18 protein-coding genes are annotated in these 19,966 nt (G+C 59.2%); 4 read left to right on the forward strand and 14 right to left on the reverse strand.

All coding sequences use genetic code 11. The features are described 5' to 3' along the window. Nucleotides 1–28: 28 nt before the first annotated feature. Nucleotides 29–223: a hypothetical protein gene (locus tag IMX17_RS25165; protein ID WP_227414460.1), complete on the forward strand. Its 195-nt coding sequence runs from the start codon at nucleotides 29–31 to the stop codon at nucleotides 221–223. On the opposite strand, the gene ydgH is transcribed toward IMX17_RS25165, so the two are convergent. After that, nucleotides 216–1,166 (reverse strand): DUF1471 family protein YdgH, encoded by a 951-nt coding sequence (gene ydgH / locus IMX17_RS05195; protein WP_046898243.1) that lies wholly within the window; start codon nucleotides 1,164–1,166, stop codon nucleotides 216–218. The two genes, IMX17_RS25165 and ydgH, sit on opposite strands and share 8 nt — an antisense overlap. A 537-nt stretch (nucleotides 1,167–1,703) precedes the next feature. Between ydgH and pntA the strand changes: the two genes are divergently transcribed. Together pntA and pntB are read left to right on the forward strand one after the other, a co-directional pair. After that, the gene (gene pntA, locus IMX17_RS05200; protein ID WP_042784620.1) at nucleotides 1,704–3,233 is read left to right on the forward strand and encodes a Re/Si-specific NAD(P)(+) transhydrogenase subunit alpha; all 1,530 of its coding nucleotides are present in this window, start codon (nucleotides 1,704–1,706) and stop codon (nucleotides 3,231–3,233) included. 10 nt (nucleotides 3,234–3,243) lie between these two features. Beyond that, entirely contained in the window at nucleotides 3,244–4,638 is a 1,395-nt protein-coding gene (gene pntB / locus IMX17_RS05205; protein WP_046898244.1) for a Re/Si-specific NAD(P)(+) transhydrogenase subunit beta, read from the forward strand. A 61-nt stretch (nucleotides 4,639–4,699) separates the two neighbouring features. Here pntB and uspE read toward each other — a convergent pair whose 3' ends face one another. The 13 genes from uspE to IMX17_RS05270 all read right to left on the reverse strand — a co-directional run bounded on the left by uspE (nucleotide 4,700) and on the right by IMX17_RS05270 (nucleotide 17,819). After that, entirely contained in the window at nucleotides 4,700–5,662 is a 963-nt protein-coding gene (gene uspE / locus IMX17_RS05210; protein WP_004938281.1) for a universal stress protein UspE, read from the reverse strand. 126 nt (nucleotides 5,663–5,788) lie between these two features. Continuing rightward, nucleotides 5,789–6,553: an FNR family transcription factor gene (locus tag IMX17_RS05215; RefSeq protein WP_004938278.1), complete on the reverse strand. Its 765-nt coding sequence runs from the start codon at nucleotides 6,551–6,553 to the stop codon at nucleotides 5,789–5,791. A gap of 280 nt (nucleotides 6,554–6,833) precedes the next feature. Next, nucleotides 6,834–7,358, reverse strand: coding sequence for a methylated-DNA--[protein]-cysteine S-methyltransferase (gene ogt / locus IMX17_RS05220; RefSeq protein WP_004938274.1), 525 nt, complete (start codon nucleotides 7,356–7,358; stop codon nucleotides 6,834–6,836). Between the two features lie 219 nt (nucleotides 7,359–7,577). Next, a complete protein-coding gene (locus IMX17_RS05225; RefSeq protein ID WP_182264384.1) occupies nucleotides 7,578–7,889 on the reverse strand; it encodes a hypothetical protein in 312 nt (103 codons plus the stop codon). Between the two features lie 306 nt (nucleotides 7,890–8,195). Beyond that, a complete protein-coding gene (locus IMX17_RS05230; protein WP_182264385.1) occupies nucleotides 8,196–9,050 on the reverse strand; it encodes a tagatose bisphosphate family class II aldolase in 855 nt (284 codons plus the stop codon). A 9-nt stretch (nucleotides 9,051–9,059) separates the two neighbouring features. Further along, the gene (locus tag IMX17_RS05235; RefSeq protein ID WP_193549398.1) at nucleotides 9,060–10,226 is read right to left on the reverse strand and encodes an SIS domain-containing protein; all 1,167 of its coding nucleotides are present in this window, start codon (nucleotides 10,224–10,226) and stop codon (nucleotides 9,060–9,062) included. A 25-nt stretch (nucleotides 10,227–10,251) separates the two neighbouring features. Further along, complete coding sequence (agaR, locus tag IMX17_RS05240) at nucleotides 10,252–11,022, reverse strand: transcriptional repressor AgaR (protein WP_019452625.1); 771 nt, start codon at nucleotides 11,020–11,022, stop codon at nucleotides 10,252–10,254. A gap of 332 nt (nucleotides 11,023–11,354) precedes the next feature. Further along, nucleotides 11,355–12,260 carry an ROK family protein gene (locus IMX17_RS05245; protein WP_193549727.1) on the reverse strand — a complete coding sequence of 302 codons (906 nt, stop codon included), beginning with the start codon at nucleotides 12,258–12,260 and terminating at the stop codon, nucleotides 11,355–11,357. Between the two features lie 18 nt (nucleotides 12,261–12,278). Next, nucleotides 12,279–13,562, reverse strand: a complete 1,284-nt coding sequence (locus tag IMX17_RS05250; RefSeq protein ID WP_193549399.1) for a Gfo/Idh/MocA family protein — start codon at nucleotides 13,560–13,562, stop codon at nucleotides 12,279–12,281. Nucleotides 13,563–13,582: 20 nt separating this feature from the next. Continuing rightward, a complete protein-coding gene (locus IMX17_RS05255; protein WP_046898248.1) occupies nucleotides 13,583–14,695 on the reverse strand; it encodes an ABC transporter ATP-binding protein in 1,113 nt (370 codons plus the stop codon). A 21-nt stretch (nucleotides 14,696–14,716) separates the two neighbouring features. Beyond that, nucleotides 14,717–15,535: a carbohydrate ABC transporter permease gene (locus IMX17_RS05260; RefSeq protein ID WP_019452621.1), complete on the reverse strand. Its 819-nt coding sequence runs from the start codon at nucleotides 15,533–15,535 to the stop codon at nucleotides 14,717–14,719. A gap of 10 nt (nucleotides 15,536–15,545) precedes the next feature. Then, nucleotides 15,546–16,487 (reverse strand): carbohydrate ABC transporter permease, encoded by a 942-nt coding sequence (locus IMX17_RS05265; protein WP_019452620.1) that lies wholly within the window; start codon nucleotides 16,485–16,487, stop codon nucleotides 15,546–15,548. 78 nt (nucleotides 16,488–16,565) lie between these two features. Continuing rightward, complete coding sequence (locus IMX17_RS05270) at nucleotides 16,566–17,819, reverse strand: sugar ABC transporter substrate-binding protein (protein WP_046898250.1); 1,254 nt, start codon at nucleotides 17,817–17,819, stop codon at nucleotides 16,566–16,568. A 465-nt stretch (nucleotides 17,820–18,284) separates the two neighbouring features. Here IMX17_RS05270 and IMX17_RS05275 point away from each other — a divergent pair, with 465 nt between their 5' ends. Further along, nucleotides 18,285–19,955 (forward strand): DUF4091 domain-containing protein, encoded by a 1,671-nt coding sequence (locus IMX17_RS05275; RefSeq protein ID WP_046898251.1) that lies wholly within the window; start codon nucleotides 18,285–18,287, stop codon nucleotides 19,953–19,955. Nucleotides 19,956–19,966: the final 11 nt, after the last annotated feature.

Here is a 19,966-nt window from a genome sequence, read left to right on the forward strand (position 1 = left end):
TGGAAGGGAACTGCTTGGCGGCAACAATGTGTTAACAACCACTGCGCTAATAGACAATAGCCCTAAAAATTGGCGCAAATTCTACGGAGGGATGATTAGAGATGCAATGATTGAATATGCGGAATTTACAAAAAACTATTCAACGAGCGGCGAAAAGAGCGGCAATAAAAACGGGCAGCTCAAGGGCTGCCCGATGGTAAACCGAAAAGCGGGTTTTATTTGAACAGATCGGCGCTGACGGTCAGGTTGCCGCCGCTCTTGTTCTGCCACTGGCGAGTGACGTGGTAGTACTTGGCGCCTTTCTCGGCCGCGCGTTTCGCCACTTCGGTGGACACGTCGGTCATGCTGTTGAAGTGGCCGGTGAAGGTGACGGAATCGAACGGCACCATCTGCGCGGCGGTCACGTTGTTCACTTCCTGAATCTTGGTGCCGTTAGGCAGCGTGACGGTATAGCGTTGGCCGGTAGAGGACTGGGTTTCGAAGAAACGGCCCACTTCGCGGCTTGGTGAACCGGAAGACGCGACGCCAGGAATTTCGACTTTCGCGGCTGCGGCGCCGCCGGCGGCCAGCGCGGCGCGGCCGGCGTCAGAATCGGCCGGGATGGCGTCCGGGCTCTGCACGCGGCGTTTCGGCGCATCGGCCTTATAGATGTAGGCGGTGACGAACTGGTTGCCGCCGGAGTTGGCGTCAACCTGGCGCACGATGAAGAACGAGGCGGCGCCTTTTTTCTGCGCTTCTTTGGAGATGGCGTCGTTAATGTCCGGCTGGCTGCGGTAGAAACCGCTGACGCTCACGGTATCGTAAGGCTCCAGCAGGTAGGCTTCCTCTTTAGGCAGTTCATTCACGCCGTTAAATACGCGGTATTTTGGTGTTTTGCTCACTTCTGGCGCATCTTTATGATAAAGGTCTGCGGTGACGCGCCAGTTGCCGCCGTTGTTGCTGTTGTTGCTGTCCTGGATATAGAAGGAATCGGCACCCAGTTTGTCTGCACGGCGGGATACGGCGTCGACGGCTTCATTGATCGCATTGAAGCGGCCGGTAATCGTGATGCGATCAAACGGCTTCAGCGCCGCTGCTTTCTCAGGAGTTAACTCTTGCGCAGCTTGAGCAGACAGCGCGGTGAGTGATAACAAGGCTGACGCGATGATCGTGGTCTTCAGCTTCATAAAAAATCCTTTCGCCTAGCGCATTAACGTTTATAACGTACTGAACTGTTTAAGTGTAATTCAGCCGTCGATTATTACATGTAATTCTGAAAACTGTCTCAGCATTTTATGTTATCCCGTGCGACAAATCGCCGACGGTGACGCGGGTCGCACGGATGGCGCCGCCGCCATAAGTTTCCATAATAAAGGCTTTGGTGTCATTAGTGTTAATTATTCACAAAATGATAACTTTTATGCTTATCCGTCCCGCATGGCGATAAATCGTTACGCCGGGCGAAAACCTCTAACCATGCAGAATGTGCTGTTCTGTATGCATTTTTTCACTGTAAATTGCGATTTGTCATATCGCGCCCGGCGTTTTTATGTAAAAACAGGGCTGAATGCGTAAGCAATTATGGATCATCGACCTTATTTTCAGTAGGTTATAGTTGGCGTCTGAAATCAGTGCGGGCAAGTTGACGCAACGCTCGCCGGTGGCGCCGTTCTATGGGCAGGAAAATAATAAACATCATCCAAGATAGGTGAGAAGGGAACATTATGCGTATTGGTGTACCAAGAGAGCGGTTGGCCAATGAAGCCCGGGTCGCAGCCACGCCGAAAACGGTGGAACAACTGCTGAAGCTGGGTTTTACCGTCGCGATTGAACGCGGGGCGGGCAAACTGGCCAGTTTTGACGACGTCGCCTACGAAGCCGCCGGCGCGGCGCTGGTCGACGAAAACGAAGTGTGGCAGTCGGATCTGATCCTGAAAGTCAACGCGCCGCAAGACGACGAGATCGCCTTGATGCGCGAAGGCAGCACGCTGGTCAGCTTTATCTGGCCGGCGCAAAACCCCGAGCTGATGGCCAAGCTGGCGGCGCGCAACGTCACCGCGCTGGCGATGGACTCGGTGCCGCGCATCTCGCGCGCCCAGTCGATGGATGCGCTGAGCTCGATGGCCAACATCGCCGGCTACCGCGCCATCGTCGAAGCGGCGCATGAATTCGGCCGCTTCTTCACCGGCCAGATCACCGCCGCCGGCAAAGTGCCGCCGGCCAAGGTGATGATCATCGGCGCCGGCGTGGCCGGCCTGGCGGCGATCGGCGCTGCGGGCAGCCTCGGCGCCATCGTGCGAGCCTTCGACACCCGCCCGGAAGTGAAAGAGCAGGTGCAGAGCATGGGCGCGGAATTCCTCGAGCTGGATTTTGAAGAGGAAGCGGGCAGCGGCGACGGTTACGCCAAAGTGATGTCCGAAGCCTTTATCAAGGCCGAGATGGCGCTGTTCGCCGCACAGGCGGCGGAGGTTGACATCATCGTGACCACCGCGCTGATCCCGGGCAAACCGGCGCCGAAGCTGATCACCAAAGAGATGGTGGCGTCGATGAAGCCGGGCAGCGTGATCGTCGATCTGGCGGCGCAAACCGGCGGCAACTGCGAACTGACCGTGGCCGATACCATTACCGTGACCGACAACGGCGTGAAAATCATCGGCTATACCGATCTGCCGAGCCGCTTGCCGACACAATCTTCGCAGCTGTACGGCACCAACCTGGTCAACCTGCTTAAGCTGCTGTCGAAAGAGAAGAACGGCGAGATCGACATCGATTTCGACGATACGGTGATCCGCGGCGTTACCGTGGTGCGCAGCGGTGAAATCACCTGGCCGGCGCCGCCGATCCAGGTTTCCGCCCAGCCGAAAGCGGCGCCCGCCGCCGCGCCGGTCGCTAAACCTGAAGCCAAGCCGACCTCGCCGTGGCTGAAGTACGGCCTGATGGCTCTGGCGATCCTGTTGTTCGGCTGGCTGGCGGACGCAGCCCCGAAAGAGTTCCTGTCGCACTTTACCGTGTTTGCGCTGGCCTGCGTGGTCGGTTACTACGTGGTCTGGAACGTCAGCCATGCGTTGCATACCCCGCTGATGTCGGTCACCAACGCGATCTCGGGGATTATCGTGGTCGGTGCGCTGCTGCAAATTGGCCACGGCGGCTGGGTGAGTTTCCTCTCCTTTATCGCCGTGCTGATCGCCAGCATCAATATTTTCGGTGGGTTCACCGTCACTCAGCGCATGCTGAAGATGTTCCGCAAGAACTAAGGGGTAACAAATGTCTGGAGGATTGGTTACAGCTGCATACATTGTTGCCGCTATTTTGTTTATTTTCAGCCTGGCGGGCCTGTCGCGCCACGAAACGTCGAAGCAGGGCAACCTGTTCGGCGTCGCCGGCATGGCGATCGCGCTGATCGCGACCATTCTGGGGCCGGATTCCGGCAACGTCGGTTGGATCATCATCGCCATGATCATCGGCGGCTCGATCGGCGTCTATCTGGCGAAGAAGGTCGAGATGACCGAAATGCCGGAACTGGTGGCGGTGCTGCACAGCTTCGTTGGCTTGGCCGCGGTGCTGGTCGGTTTCAACAGTTATCTGGATCACGGTGCGCCGATGGAGCCGGTGATGGCGAATATCCATCTGACCGAAGTGTTCCTCGGCATCTTTATCGGCGCGGTGACCTTCACCGGGTCGATCGTCGCCTTCGGCAAGCTGCGCGGCATCATTTCTTCCAAGCCGTTGATGCTGCCGAATCGCCATAAGCTAAACCTGGCGGCGCTGGCGGTCTCGTTCCTGCTGCTGGTGGCGTTCGTGCGCACCGACAGCGTGGGCTGGCAGGTGGTGACGCTGCTGCTGATGACGGCGATCGCGCTGGCGTTCGGCTGGCATCTGGTCGCCTCGATCGGCGGTGCTGACATGCCGGTGGTGGTGTCGATGCTCAACTCCTACTCGGGGTGGGCGGCGGCCGCAGCGGGCTTCATGCTGAGCAACGATCTGCTGATCGTCACCGGCGCGCTGGTGGGCTCTTCGGGTGCGATCCTGTCTTACATCATGTGTAAGGCGATGAACCGCTCGTTTATCAGCGTGATCGCCGGCGGTTTCGGCAGCGACGGTTCGTCCACCGGCGATGCCGAAGAGATGGGCGAATACCGTGAAACCACGGCGGAAGAGGTGGCCGAGCAGTTGAAGAACTCCACCTCGGTGATCATCACCCCGGGCTACGGCATGGCGGTGGCGCAGGCGCAGTATCCGGTGGCGGAAATCACCGAAAAACTGCGGGCGCGCGGCGTGAAGGTGCGCTTCGGCATTCACCCGGTCGCGGGGCGCTTGCCGGGGCACATGAACGTGCTGCTGGCGGAAGCGAAGGTGCCGTACGACGTGGTGTTGGAGATGGATGAAATCAACGACGATTTCCCGGATACCGACACCGTGCTGGTGATCGGCGCCAACGATACGGTGAACCCGGCGGCGCTGGAAGATCCACGCAGCCCGATCGCCGGCATGCCGGTATTGGAAGTGTGGAAAGCGCAGAACGTGATCGCGTTCAAACGATCGATGAACACCGGCTACGCCGGCGTGCAGAATCCGCTGTTCTTCAAGGAGAACACCCAAATGCTGTTTGGCGACGCCAAAGACAGCGTGGAAGCGATTTTGCGGGCGTTGCAGAAGTAAAATTGGGCAACCAAAGAAAAACGGGCCGCTTTTCAGCGGCCCGTTTCTTTATGCGCGAAGCTTAATCTTCGTCGTCGTGTTCGTCGTCTTCATCCGCCTCGATCGGGCAGTTGAAGTTTTCCGGTTTAATCACCAGCAGGTCGCATTTCAGATGATCGATCACATGTTCCGCGGTGTTGCCGATAAAGGCGGCTGAAATGCCGGTGCGGCCCAGGGTGCCCAGCACCACCACGCCGGCCTGCAGATGTTCGGCCAGATCGGGGATCACCTCTTCCGGCAGGCCTTTTTCCACGTGGGTGAACTCTTCCTTAATGCAGAATTTTTGCCGCAGCGCCTTCATGGCGATCAGATGCTGGCCGCGGATGGCGTCGTTGTAGACGCTCGGGTCGAAGTCGGGCAATTCTATGGCGATGTTGATCGGGGTAACGGGATAGGCGCCGACCAGGTGAACCTCGGTCTGGTTGACATTTTGCGCCAGTTCGACGGTTTCTTGCACCAGTTTGATATTGAGCGGGTCGTGATAGGGTTCTTCGCTGGCCAGATTGACCGCCACCAGCGCCTTGCCGCCTTCCGGCCAGGGCTGGTCTTTCACCATCCACACCGGGCAAGGGCATTTGCGCAGCAGGTGCCAGTCGGTGGGGGTAAAGATCACTGACTCCAACCGGTCGTGTTGGTGCGCCATTTTCAGCAGCAGGTCATGTTGACCGGAAAGCACTTCCTGAATGATGGCTTCGAAGGGGCGGTTATGCCAGACCACTTTGATTTCGATCGGCACGCCGTCGTTGAGATAGAAGCGGCACTGCTCGTTGATCCAGGCGGCGCGTTGGCTGATCACACCTTGCCGCATCGCCGTTCTTTCATCCGGGGAGAGCAGGGTCGTCATTTCGTAAGAGAAGTCATAGATGGGCAGGAAGGCCTTAATGCGCCCGCCGTTCCGTTTTACCAGGTACACGGCGCGGCGCAATGCCGGCTGATCGTCCTGATTGGGGTCAATAGCCACCAGAAGATTCTGATACTTCGCCATAGGGCCTCCTTACAGCTGAAATCAACAGTCTGTTAATTTACAGAGTAACCCAACATTGAAAAACAGAACAACAACGGAAGCGTGCCGGATCAACAATTTCGGTGAAATGTTGATCCGGCGGGGGGATCAGGCGTTGACGGTCACGTTGATGCGCGGCGTACCGGCCAGCACCGACAGCGCGTCGGCGTTTTCGATGGTGATGTATTTGCCTTTCACGCTGAGGATTTCGCTTTTCTGGAAGCGGCCCAGCAGGCGGCTGATGGTTTCCACCGTCAGCCCAAGGTAGTTGCCGATGTCGCCGCGGGTCATGGTCAACCGGAACTCACGCGGTGAGAAGCCGCGCTCCGCAAAGCGGCGCGACAGGTTGTAAACGAACGCCGCCAGGCGCTCTTCGGCGTTTTTCTTCGACAGCAGCAGGATCATGTCCTGGTCGCCTTTGATCTCGCCGCTCATCAACCGCATGATTTGCTGACGTAGGTTCGGCATTTTGCCGGACAGATCGTCGAGGGTCTCGAACGGGATCTCGCACACCATCGAGGTTTCCAGCGCCTGAGCGAAGCTCGGGTGCTTCAGGCCGCCGATGGCGTCGAAGCCTACCAGGTCGCCCGCCAGGTGGAAGCCGGTGATCTGCTCATCACCTTGCTCGGTGATGGTGTAGCTTTTGATGGTCCCGGAACGGATCGCGTACAGCGATTTCAGCTCGTCGCCGGCCTTGAACAAGGTCTGGCCTTTCTGGATGGGCTTCTTCCTCTCGATAATGTTGTCGAGCTGGTCCAGCTCGTGAGCATTGAGGGTGAAAGGAATGCACAGCTGGCTGATGCTGCAGTCCTGGCAATGGATCGCACAACCACCAGACTGGATACGACGAATCACGCGTTTTTCCGGGATCATAGATTACGCTCATTCAATAATTGATATGAGTCAATTTTAACATCTTTTGCTGCAGCTGATAAGGGTGGCATTAGCATGAATAGGGGTATTGTGTGCGAATTTTGCGCACACATACCGCCGATTATTCTGTATCGGACTGAAGTTATGAGTATTATTTGTGACTTATGCGTTTTATTCACACAAGTTATTCATAGGGCCCAGCGGCCTGCGAGCGTGGCGTTGAGCAATGGGCTTTATTAAGCGGCGCCAAACAATGGCGCCGGATAATCGCCTGGCGCGGCTACAGCAGGCTTTTAGGCAGGTAGCCTTCGTGCTGCAGCAGCCACTGTTTGCGCTGTACACCGCCGGCATAGCCGGTCAGCGCGCCTTGCGAACCGATCACTCGGTGGCAGGGCACGACGATGCTGATCGGATTGGAACCGTTGGCCATGCCGACCGCGCGCGAAGCGGTCGGACGGCCGATACGTTGCGCGAGCTGGCCGTAGGTCAGTATCTCGCCGCAGGGGATTTGGCGCAGCTGTTGCCACACGGTGCGTTGGAACTCGGTGCCGGCGGTCATCACCGGCAGCCGATCGATAATGCTCAGTTCACCGGCGAAATAGCGCTGCATGGCGTCGGTCAGCCCGCTGGGATCGCGCTGTTCGCGCAGGGTGAACCGATCGGCGCGGTAGTGGGTATTCAGCAGCTTCATCAGGCGCGCTTCGTGATCGGTCCAGTCAATCGCCCGCAGGCGCCCCTGTTCATCGGCAATCAGCACCAGTTCTCCCACCGGCGTGGCGGTACGATCAATCAAAAAAGTCTGCATCTGGATCACTCCTCGGTTTGGTAGGGCGATTATCGCATGAAACGCAAGGGAGCGATGGCGGATTTCGGACATGTTGATGGGCGACCGCAGGGTCGCCCGAATAGCCGGCTTACGGTAAGGCGGGGAGTTATTGTGCGATAAATTTATAAAATAAATTTATAATTCATCAAGACAAGTTGTGTCTTGTTTATTATTTCAGCAGGCAGTAACGCTTTGTGGTTACTTATAGCTGATGGTCACGCGCTTTAAATGGGGATCGTTATTCACCATCTCACTGCTGACGGCAGAAACTAATTCTTTTGGCATCTCTTTTAACGAAGAGGATATATACGCGTTCTGATATTCCGTCACTTTACCGAAGCAGCTGGAGATAAGCTTTTCATCCTGATGTTTGACGGTGCATGCCGGCGTGGTAATGGCGCCGGTGAAGCGGACGACGCCAGAGGCGACCTGGCTGCCGGAAAGCGGTTTTGCTTGCAGAGCGAAGGGCAGAATGACCAATGCGCTTAATACGGCTAAGTAATGGTTCATACGCTGTTCCTTTCAGAGTAAAAACACTGCCAATTAAAAAACAAGCGCGCTTGTTTTCATCAAATAAGCTATTTCGCCTGGCGAAATAAAAACGAATGGGCAAAAATCCTACTACCCGCATTCAATGAATTTGATAATAGGGAGGCAGGATGAGTAAAACCATGATTTGGATCATAGTGAAGACCGGTTAATGATTTCCGGCGCCGGCGGGATAACAGGCTGTGATCGTTCTCTCAGGAAAGTCGGGCAAGGGCGGGCCGTTTTCGTCCCCGTTGCGCGGCTGCAGCAACGGGGGCGAGAGCGGGGTTACAGCATGCCGCTGCTGCCGCAGATGCGGATCTTTTCCGCCACCACTTCTTTCATCGCCAGTTTGCCAGGGACGATGTATTTGCGCGGATCGTTGGCATCCGGGTGCTGTGAAAAGTAGCTTTTCACAGCATCGGCGAAGGCGATTTTCAGTTCGGTGGCGACGTTGACCTTGCAAACGCCGAGCGAGATCGCGCGCTTGACCATCGCTTCCGGAATGCCGGAGGCGCCGTGCAGCACCAACGGCACGTCCACCTGTTCGCGGATCAGCGCCAGGCGTTCGAAGTCCAGCTTCGGTTCGCCGTGATACAGGCCGTGGGCGGAACCGATCGCCACCGCCAGCGAATCGATGCCGGTGGCGGCGACAAACTCGCGCGCGGCGGCCGGATCGGTATAGAAGCTGTCCGCCGTATCGACGATCAAATCGTCCTCTTGCCCGCCCAGGCGGCCCAGCTCCGCCTCCACGCTGGCGCCGTAGCGATGGCACAGGGCCACTGCGGCGGCTACCTTGGCGATGTTCTGTTCGAACGGCAAGTGGGAGCCGTCGATCATCACCGAGCGAATGCCGCTTTTTACCTTGTGCTCAATGTCGTCCAGCTCTTCATGATGATCCAGATGCAGCGCCAGCGGCAGATCGTAGCGGTGCGCGGCCGATTGGCAGATGCCGATCAGGTAGTCGGTGCCGGCATAGCTGAAGGTGCCGGGCGTGCCGGCCATGATTACCGGCGAGCGCAGTTCGGCGGCGGTCTCCGCCACCACCTGCACGGTTTCCAGATTGTGGACGTTAAACGCCGGCACGGCGTAACCCTGGCGCTGCGCCTTGAGCAGCATTTCTCGGTTGGCTATCAGATACATGGGATCTCCTTACAGCTCAGGGGAGGGAAAACGGTAAATCGTCACGCCTTTCACCACCCGGTTGACTTCACCGGTCGGGCACGGGTTGTCCGGGGTGAACCCCAACGCCAGCGAACTCTCGAAGGCCAGCATCTGGGTGAACAGCAGATACGGGAACAGCAGCCAGATATCGTCTGCCGCGTTGTGCATATGCAGCAGGGCATCGGTGAGGGGATGGCGCTCGCCGGTCAAGCCGACCAACTGCATCGCCAGCCCGTCGCGCTGCAGTTCGTTCCACAGGTCGCGGTCATACTGACGGGCGTAGTCGTCGTGGGAGAACATCAGCACCACCAATGTCTGGCCGTCGACCATAAATTTAGGGCCGTGGCGCAGACCGAGCGGTGAGTCGTAGCGTGTCACGATTCGCCCGGCGGTGAGCTCCAGCATCTTGAGCGAGGCCTCTTCGGCCAGGCCGGTGAAACAGCTGCCGCCGAGGGTGATGTAGCGGCGGAAGCCGCTGGCGGCCAGTGCCTTTACCTGCGGCTGCAGCATTTCGCGCAGTTCACGGCAGCGCTGCACCATGGCGTGCAGCGGCGCCTGGGCGGCCTCAAGCGACATTGGGCCGAGCAGCAGCGCGGCGCTCAGCATCATGCAGCTGAAGCTGGAGGTCATGGCGAAGCTCTGATCGTTGGCGCCCAGTGGCATCACCAGCGAACAGACGTTATCGCGCTGATGAGCATACTGCGCCAGCCGGCTGTCCGGGTTGCACACCAGCATCAGGTGATAGCTTTCCGGCAGCAGCTGATCGGCCAGTTCCACCGTCGCCACGCTTTCCGGGCTGTTGCCCGAGCGGGCGAAGGACACCAGCAGCGTCGGCCGTTCAGGGTCGAGGAACTGCAGCGGGTTGGCGACGATATCGGTGGTGCCGTAGGCCACTACGTCGCGGCCGGTGCGTTCGCGCAGCCAGGGCGCCAGAGCCCGGCCGGCGAACGCCGAACTGCCGGCGCCGCACAGCACGATTTGCAGCCGAGGATTGGCCAACAGCGGCGCGAGGAACGGCTGCCACTGTGCCTGTTGATCCTGCAGCTGCCGGTGCAGCGCCGCCCACAGGTCCGGCTGCTGCCAAATCTCTGCGGCGGTGTGCCAGGCGTTGCGCTGCTTCAGCCAATCCGCCTCGTAAGAGAAATACGCATTCATGATGACAACTCCTTAAAAGCCTCGGTTAACGGTCGGCGATAATCACGTCGATCCCTAAATGGTGCAGCGCCTGCAGGTAGTGCGCCGGAATACGGCTGTCGGTGACCAGGCGGTGGATCTGGCCGACTTCGCGGATCATGCAAAAGCTGGTGCGGCCGAATTTGCTGGCGTCGGCGATGGCGATCACTTCGCGCGCCACTTCACACATCACCCGGTTGAGCTGCGCTTCGCCCGGATCCGGTGTAGTGATGCCGCCCGCCAGATCGAAACCGTCGACGCCGAGAAACAGTTTGTCGAAGCGGTACTGGCGCAGCTGCTGTTCGGCGGCGGGGCCGTACAACGACCAGGCTTTGCGGCGTACGCTGCCGCCGACCACCATCAGATCGATCTGCTCGTTGTTGGCCAGTTCGAAGGCGATATTCAGCGCGTTGGTCATCACCACCAGATCCTTTTTCCCCGCCAGCTGTGGCGCCATCTGGCTGGTGGTGGAGCCGGAGTCGAGGATGACGGCGTCGCCGTCTTCGATCAGCGCCGCCGCCGCGCAGGCGATGGCGTGTTTCACGTCGCGGTTGATGCGGCCCTTGTCCTGCAGCGGGCGGTCGAAGGCGAACTGTTTGTTCAACATGGCGCCGCCGTAGGCGCGCACCGCACAGCCGTGCTGTTCCAGCTGACGCAGATCGCTGCGGATGGTGACGCTGGACACCGAAAACTGCTGGCTGAGCTGCTCCACACGCACCGAGCCCTCGCGGCACAGCTGGTCGATAATTAATTCCCGGCGTTTTGCGGTATTGATCATTAACGCAGACTCCTGATTTACCTGTAGCCGTGCCCGTCCGCGGCTTAATAAGCCGCAGCGATGCCGACCGGAGCGCTTTCAGTTGTTCGTGGCGAATTACAGCAAACGAAACACTGAAATGCAATCGATTAATTTTAAAATATCTATATCTATCAGTTGGTTATATTTTATTTTGCTTTCGATTGAGCACTAACCGAAAGCGGGGTTAACGCAAAGTGAAAACGGCAAATTCGTTATTTTTCAGTCGACAATTCCCGGCGGTTATTCATTCGCTCCGCCGATGACGAAAGCCGCAGCGATCGTTCGGCAGCCGCCGGGCTTTCACTGTTTTTTTATGCTGCAGCGTGCAAAAGCGCCGCGCCGCGCACGCCGCTGCTGTCACCGTGCACCGGCGGGAACACCGCCGCGGGTTCCACGCCCGGCAGCAGCCAGCACCGCATCGCCGGCGGCAGTAGCCGGTACAGCTCACCGACGTTCGACAGCCCGCCGCCAAGCACGAAGGCATCGACGTCCAACAGCAGCTGTAAGCCGGCCAGCGCGCTGGCCAGAATATCGACGTAGAGGGCCATCAGCCGCTGCGCGAGCGGATCACCGGCGCGGTAGCTGGCGACCAGCGACGGCACGTCGGCGGCCGGATGGGCAAAATGGCGGCTCAGCGCCAGCAGCCCGTTGCCGGAGACGTAGCGTTCAAAGCAGCCGGTCAGCCCGCAGTTGCAGCTGAACAGCGGCAGATCGTAACGTTGCGCCAGCTGGGCCGATATCGGCATATGGCCCCATTCGCCCGCCACGCCGTTACGCCCTTTGTGCAGTTGCCGGTTCACCACCAGGCCGCCGCCAGCGCCGGTGCCGATGATGGCGCCGAACACCAACGGCAGGTGCGCGGTTTGCGGCGTGCTGGCTTCCGACAGCGCGAAGCAGCGGCAGTCGTTCTCGATGGCGATAGGTCGCGCCAACGCCTGCGTCAGGTCATCCGCCAGGCAATTGCCGGTCAGGCAGGGCACGTTGACCGCTAACTGGCGGCGGCTGACGGGATCGGTGATCCCCGGTAAACCGATGCCGATGCTGCCGCGCGTATGCAGCTCGCGATCCGCCTGGTCAACCAGCCCGGCGATACAGGCCACGAACTCGCCGTAATCGCCGGTTGGGGTGCGCACCCGTTGGATCATCACCTGATTGAGCCGGCGATCGTAGGCGGCCATTTCGATCTTGGTGCCGCCGATGTCGAAGCCGTAATGCATCTCTCTCAACGCCATGCTTCAGGCTCCGTTCAGGGCGATCACCGCCGCTTCGCGGCGCGCGCGTTCGGCGGCGAACACCATCAGATGGCTCTCCAGCGCTTCCGTCGGGCCGGCCAGCACCTGGCTCGGATCGTTGGCGCGAATGGCCGCGATAAAGTGCTGCATCAGGTAGTAGTCGCCGCCGCCGTGCCCGGCCATGGCGTGCAGATCCTGGCCGGCGTCGGTGTCGTAATGCGTTTCGCCGTCGTCGAGGAACGAGGTGATGCGAATATGGCGGCCGTCGCCCTCCAGGCAGCCACGGCTACCGAAGATGCGGGTATGGCGATCTTCGTGGCGGGTAAAGGCTGTCATGGTGAACGACGCGGTGCGGCCGCCGGCGAACTGCATGTTGACCACCTGATGGTCGACCACATTATTGTCGCAGCGGTAGACGCAGCGGCCGTAAGGACCGTCGCGCAGCGCCGCCCGCAGCGTCGTCTGGTCGGGTTCCGGCGTCAGCACCCGCAGAAAACCGGGTGTAGCCTTGTGGTCGTCGCCCAGATAGATCCGCTTGGCGGAATAGGGGCAGGACGCCTCTACCGCGCAATCCAGGCAGTTGTCCGCCGCGCCGGCCGGTTGGTTTTCCCGGCGGAAATGGCGCAGGTTGCCGAAGGAGCTGACCAGCTCACAGGGTTGCTCCATCACGTAGCGGATCCAGTCGATATCGTGGCAGGATTTCTGCAGCAGCATAAAAGCGGCCTGTTGATCGTTGCGCCAGTTGCCGCGCACGAAAGAGTGCGCCTGGTGCCAGTAGCCGACCGGTTCCAAGTGCTGCAGGCTGACGATATCGCCGATCGCGCCGTCGCGCAGCAGCTGCTTGAGCTTTTGGGTATAGCGGGTATAGCGCAGCACGTGGCCGACCGAGAAGATCAGCTTTTGGCGTACCACCTCGGCGACGATGGCGCGGCACTCGTCGGCGTCCGGCGACAGCGGTTTTTCCAGCAGCATGGCGTAGCCCTGGCGTGCGAAGGCCAGCGCCGGCTCCAGATGCATCTGATCCTGGGTGCAGATCAGCACCGCGTCGGCCAGCTTGCCGGCGTCGGCGGCCAGGCGCCAGTCGGTGAAGACGTTTTCCGGCGCGATGGCATGCTGCGCCACGAGCTGCTCGCGGTAGGCGTCACGCGGTTCCGCTACCGCCACCACCTGCATCAAATCGGGATGCGCCAGCGCATAGCGCGAGTAGATTTCGCCGCGCGCCCCGGCGCCGACCACCAGCACCCGCACCGGGCGATGGGCAAAGCTGTTGGGTTGTGTTGACGACATTGCTGGATACTCCGCTGTTGTTATTTGAGGTTTTGGCCGCTGAGCTCGTCGAACAAATGCGCGCGCGTCAGATCGAATGCCAGATGAATATTTTCGCCGAGGCGCGGTTCCCAATCCGGCAGCGACGCCATGCGCAGCACGAAGCGCAGGTCGGCCAGTTCGCAGTGCAACAGCTCTTCGTTGCCCATGCGCTCGATAGTGACGATCTGCGCCGGGAAACAGTTTGCGCTGCCGGGCGCGCACAGCCGCAGGGACTCCGGCCGGATGCCGAGGCACACCCGCGCATGCGGGTAGTCCGCCAATTGCCGTTGCAGCGCGGGCGGCAGATCGAGCTGATGCTGCAGGCCGATGCGCAGCCGCACCGTTTGGCCGTCGCGCACGATCGCCAGATCGTGCAGGTTCATCGACGGGCTGCCGATAAACTCGGCGACGAAACGGTTGGCGGGGTGGTGATACAGGTTGATCGGTTTATCCACCTGCATGATGGCGCCGCGGTTCATCACGCAAATGCGATCGCCCATGGTCATCGCTTCGACCTGATCGTGGGTGACGTACACCATGGTGGCAGCGGCACCTTCCTGCTTCAGTTGATTGTGCAGTTCGATCAGTTGCACGCGCATCGACACCCGCAGCTTGGCGTCGAGGTTGGACAGCGGCTCGTCAAACAGAAACACCTTGGGTTTACGCACGATGGCGCGGCCGACCGCCACCCGCTGACATTGGCCGCCAGAGAGCTGGCCTGGCTTGCGCTGCAGCAGGTTGGTGATCTCCAGTTTTTCCGCCGCGTCGCGCACCCGGCGGTCGATCTCGGCCTTGCTTTCTTTGCCGATCAGGCCGAACGCCATGTTCTTGTACACCGTCATGTGCGGGTACAGCGCATAGTTCTGGAACACCATGGCGATGCCGCGATCCTTCGGCATGCTGTCGTTGACGCAGCGATCGTGGATCAAGATCTGCCCCTCGCTGACGCTCTCCAGCCCGGCGATCATCCGTAGCAGGGTGGATTTGGCGCAGCCTGACGGGCCGACGAACACCATAAATTCCCCGTCCTCGATGTCCAAATCGACGCCGTGCAGCGCGTGGAAACCGTTGGGATAGACTTTTTTAACGCTGTTTAACTGAATTCCGGCCATGTCGTTTACCTTGTCTGCGCGTTAGCCTTTCACCCCGGCGCTGGCGATGCCCTGGATGAAATAGCGTTGGAAAATAATGAACAGCATCAGCATCGGAATCACCGCCATCAGCGCCCCGGCCATCAGCAATGGATATTCCACCCCGGCGCGGCTGGAGAGCGAGGCCAGCCCAACCGGCAGCGTCAGCTTCTCGGTGGTGGTATTGACGATCAGCGGCCACATCAGGTTGTTCCAGCTCCACAGGCCGTTGATGATGATGCAGGCGATAATGCCCGGCCGGATCAGCGGCAGCATGATGCGCCAGAAGATGGCGAAGTAGCTGTAACCGTCGATCAAGGCCGCTTCTTCCATTTCCTTCGGCACCGCCAGAAAGAACTGGCGCAGCAGAAAGGTGGCGTAAACGCTGAAAATGCCCGGCAGCACCAACCCGGTGATGCTGTTGACCAACCCCAGCTTCTGCACCACCAGGAATTGCGGGATCAGAAACGCCTGACCAGGCACCATCAGGACCGATACGCACACCAGAAACACCGCATCCCGGCCGCGAAAATGCAGGCGTGAGAAGCCGTAGGCGGCCATGGTGGCGATCGCCATCTGCAAGGTGACGGTGAAGAAGGTCGCCAGCAGCGAGTTGAGATAAAAGCCGGCGAACGGGATTTCGTGCATCACCCGACCGTAGGCCTGCAGGCTGGGATGCGCCGGCAGCAGCGTCAGCGGGATCTGAATGCTCTCGGCCTGGGTTTTCAGCGAGGTCACCAGCATCCAGATAAAAGGCACCACCGAGGCCAGCGCCGCCAGCCCCATAAACAGGTACACCAGCGTTTTCTTGCTTGCGTTCATGTGCAGCTCCTCAGCTGACTTTCAGGCGCTTGCCGATCGCCATTTGAATCAGGGTGATCACCAGCGTGACGGCGAACAGCACCACGGTGATGGCGGAGGCGTAACCTTTTTCCTGCAGGTAAAACGCGTACTTGTAGAACAGGTTGGTGACGGTCATCACGTCGTTCTCCACCAGTGCGCGGTCGAACATCAGGAACACCACGTCAAAGATTTGCAGGATCTCGATAAAGCTCATCACCGACACGAAGAACAGCGTCGGCACCATCATCGGCAGCGTGATGCAGAAGAAGCGGCGCAGGGTGCCGATACCGTCGAGATCCGCCGCTTCGTATAGCTGGCGCGGAATGCTTTGCAGCCCGGCCAGCAAAATGATGATCTTCAGCGCCAGCGACGACCAGATGATGATGATGGACACGCTGATGCGCACCACGTCCGGATCGGACAGCCAGGCGACCGGCGCGATGTGCAACAGGCTCAGCGCCTGGTTGATCAGACCGAAATCCTTATTGAACAGCCATTGCCACACCATGGCCACCGCCGCGGGCATGGTAACCGCCGGCAGGAACAGCAGGGTGCGCAGCAGGCCTTTGCCGCGGATATTCTGGTTGAGGCCAATCGCCAGCAGCAACGACAGACTCAGGCTGATCGGCACGCAGACCACCACGTAAAACAGGGTGTTGGCGGCGGCGGTGTAAAAGTCGTCGTCTTCGAACAGGTTGAGATAGTTATCGACGCTGATGCTGCTCCAGCGCATGAATTGGTTGAGATCGGTAAAGCTGTAAAAGATGTTTTGCAAAAAGGGGATCAGGTAAAACACCGTCACCCCCATCAGCAGCGGCAGGATCATCACCCAGCCCCAGAAGCGTTCGGCGCGTTCGAGCCGATTGAGCGCGGGGCGGGCGGTGCGCCGGGATGGTTTCAGGGTGACCGTAGCCGTTTCTGCCAGCGACATGTTGCCATTCCTCACCTATGACGTTCAGCGTGGGTCCACCGCGGCGCGCGCTCGGGGCAGCGCGCCGCGGCGGGGCGATTACTGCTCCATGACGCGCGCGATCTTCTTGACCGATTTGTCCATTTCCTGTTTGGCGTCCGCGCCCATAAAGATCTTCTTCAGGCTGGCGATCCACATGTTCTGCCATTTCGGCGTATTGGTGCCGGCGGTGGGATAAGCCTGGGTCACTTCCAGGGTCTGGATGTAAGGCGTGACGTCGACCTTTTGGATCTGCTGCGCCCAAACTTTGGCCGCCGTCTTGTTGGCCGGGATCACCACCTTGGCCAGCTCCGCCTGCGAGGCTTCGCTGCTCATGAAGGCGATATATTTCCAGGCGGCCTGTTTGTGGGCGCTTTTGGCCGACATGGCGAAGGCCAGGCTGTGTGCCACGCCGGACTGACGTTCAATTTTCGGCATCATCACCACGCCGATGTGATCGTTGATCAGCGGGTTATTGGCGAACGGCGCCGCCAGCCAGGAGCCGGCATAGACCATCGCGGCGCGGTTGGACTGGAAGATGTTCTCGGTTTTGACTTCGCTCATCTGCTGGGCGCTCGGCATCAGGCCGTCTTTCATCATGCCCTGCAGTTGCTGATAGACCCAGATGGACTTGTCGTTGGCGATGTCGGTAGGCTGGCCATCCTTGGGCACGATGTGATTGCCGTTTTGGAACAGCAGGTTCATGTAGCTGTCCTGGCCGTCGATGCTGAGGTCCATTACCAGCGGGAAGGCGGCGCCTTTCAACCCGTTTTTCAGGGCGGCGGCCTTGCTCTTCAGATCGTCCCAGCTCCAGTCGTTGGTGGGGTAGCTGACGCCGGCCTGATCGAACAGTTTTTTGTTGTACCACACGGCGATGGAATCGACGTCGCGCGGGATGGCCATCTGTTGACCGTCGTACTGGTAGGCTTTCACCGAGCTGGCGACCACGTCGTCCAGCTTAAGGCCGCTCTCCTTAATATAAGGCGCCAGCGGCTCCATAATGCCGTTTTTGGCGTACTGCACAAAATAAGGCATATTAATCCAGAATATATCCGGCGCTACGCCGCCGGCGGCAGCGGAATCTAATTTAACGAAATATTGCGCCGAAGGGGTTAATTCTATTTCTATTTTTATATCCGGATTGGCCTGTTCAAATCGCTTGGCGATCTCCTGTTCGGCGGGTAATTGATTCCTGTCCCAAACGGCATAGCGTAATGTTATTTTATCTGCTGCATGGAGCAGGGTGGGTAATAATAATGCGCTGGCAAGAATGGAGTGCGCCAGCAGGCGGCCGGTATTTTTTATCGGTGACATTGCTTTCCCCTCGGTGAGCGACGAATAACGTTTTTCGCAACGTAAATTCTTTCTATCCCTTAACTTTCAATGTGTCAATACACCCCCGAACGCCCAAAAATGGGGCATGTATGTTTCATTGTTGTTAAAATCGAAAGGCTTTTACGACTAAGTGAAAGGTCGATCCGTTCACATTTCATTAACCTCGTGGCGGGGTTTTTCCCCGGTAGTGCGGCATTTAGCGGTCTTCGCAGGCATAGGAATAACTGATAACCCTTGCACCACAATGGGGATTAAAAACATTTTTATTGTGCAAGCTCCAGCTTCTTTCATTTTTGTGATGCAAATAAACAAAAAAATCTTCCCACCGCCGTCAGAAGAGATGGCTGGAACGTTTTTTATTACTGACTATTGTTTGTGGCGATAAAAGACGCTAGCCTGATTTTTACACCGATTATTCATGAGAAATAAAGAGGGCTGATTATTATGCGCCTGTCTCTGGTATTTACCCATAGTCTGGAAAAAGTATTTCATCGCCGCAGCATGCCATCCATTTCCGTAGAAAATCGGCTGAGCGGGCTGAATAACGAGGTGCTTTCCTGGCAGGCGGTATACTGTTTGCAAACGCCCGGTAACGAGACCCGCCATGAGCTGTGTTATCAACTTGACGGGCCGCTGGCGGATTATATCAGCGTGCGTCAGGTGCGATCGGTGCCGAGCGGATTTCCCTGTTATCGCGAGAGCGATGAAAATTACCTGACCACCGAACCGGGATTATTTCCCGATCCGCTGATGCCGCTGCCGCAACGGCGTTTTTTCGCCGCCTGCGGTTATTACGGCAGCTTATGGCTCACCCTGACGCCGCCGGCCGCCATGACACTGGCCGGCGATGTCCCGTTGACCCTGCGCCTGCTGGATGCGCAAAGCGGCGAGACGCTGGCCGAAGCCGCACTGACGCTGCACTTGGTGCCGGCGGCGTTGCCGCCGCAAACCCTGTTGCATACCGAGTGGCTGCACACCGACTGTCTGGCGGATTACTACCGTCTGGCGGTGTTCAGCCCGGCGTACTGGCGCGCGGTGCGCAACTTTGTGCGCTGTGCGGTGCAGGCCGGCGTCAATATGCTGCTGACGCCGCTGTTTACGCCGCCGCTGGATACCGCCGTCGGCGGTGAACGCACCACGGTGCAGCTGGTGAAAGTGACGCGTTCGGCGCAGGGGTTCGGCTTCGATTTCAGCCGTCTGGCGCAATGGGTGGCGCTGGCACAGGAAGAGGGCATCGAGCATTTCGAGATCGCGCCGCTGTTTACCCAATGGGGCGCGGCGCATGCGCCGAAGATAGTGGTAGAAGATCAGGGCGAGATGCTGCCGCTGTTCGGCTGGCACACCGATGCGCAGGGCGAAGCGTATCAGCGTTTCCTGCACGCGCTGCTGCCGGCGTTAACCGCCTGGTTTCGCGAACGGGGGCTGGAACGGCAGGTGTGGTTCCACATTTCCGATGAACCGACGCTGGACAACCTGGCGGCCTACCAGCGTGCCAGCGCCGCGCTGCGGCCGTTGCTGGGCGGTTTTCGCACCTTCGACGCGCTGTCGGATTTCGCGTTCTATCAGCAAGGCCTGGTGGAGACCCCGGTGGCGGCGACCGACCATATCGAACCCTTTATCGAACACCGGGTGCCCGGGCTGTGGGCCTATTATTGCTGCGTGCAGAAGACCGAGGTCGCCAATCGCTTCTTCGCTCAGCCTTCGGCGCGCAACCGCATATTGGGCGTGCAGCTGTATCTGTACCGCATCGCCGGCTTCCTGCACTGGGGATTCAACTTCTATAACAGCGCCCATTCGCGCGAGCGCATCAATCCGTACGCGGTGACCGACAGCGGCCATGCGTTTCCTTCCGGCGACCCGTTCGTGGTGTATCCGGGCGACGATCTGCAGCCGGTGGAGTCGCTGCGCCTGCGGGTGCTGCATCAGGGGCTGCAGGACATGCGCGCGCTGCAGCTGTTGGAGAGTTTGAGCGATCGGGCGGCGGTGGAGGCGCTGATCGAACGCGAGCTGGGCATGCGCATCACCTTCAAGCGTTATCCGCATCAGGCGGGGCCGCTGCTGCGCCTGCGTGAAGCGGTGAACCGCCGCATTGAAGCGTTGCTGGCGCCGATGTGAGGGGAAGTGGG

The organism is Serratia sp. X3, from assembly GCF_014982455.1.
GTDB classification, from domain to species: domain Bacteria; phylum Pseudomonadota; class Gammaproteobacteria; order Enterobacterales; family Enterobacteriaceae; genus Serratia; species Serratia ureilytica.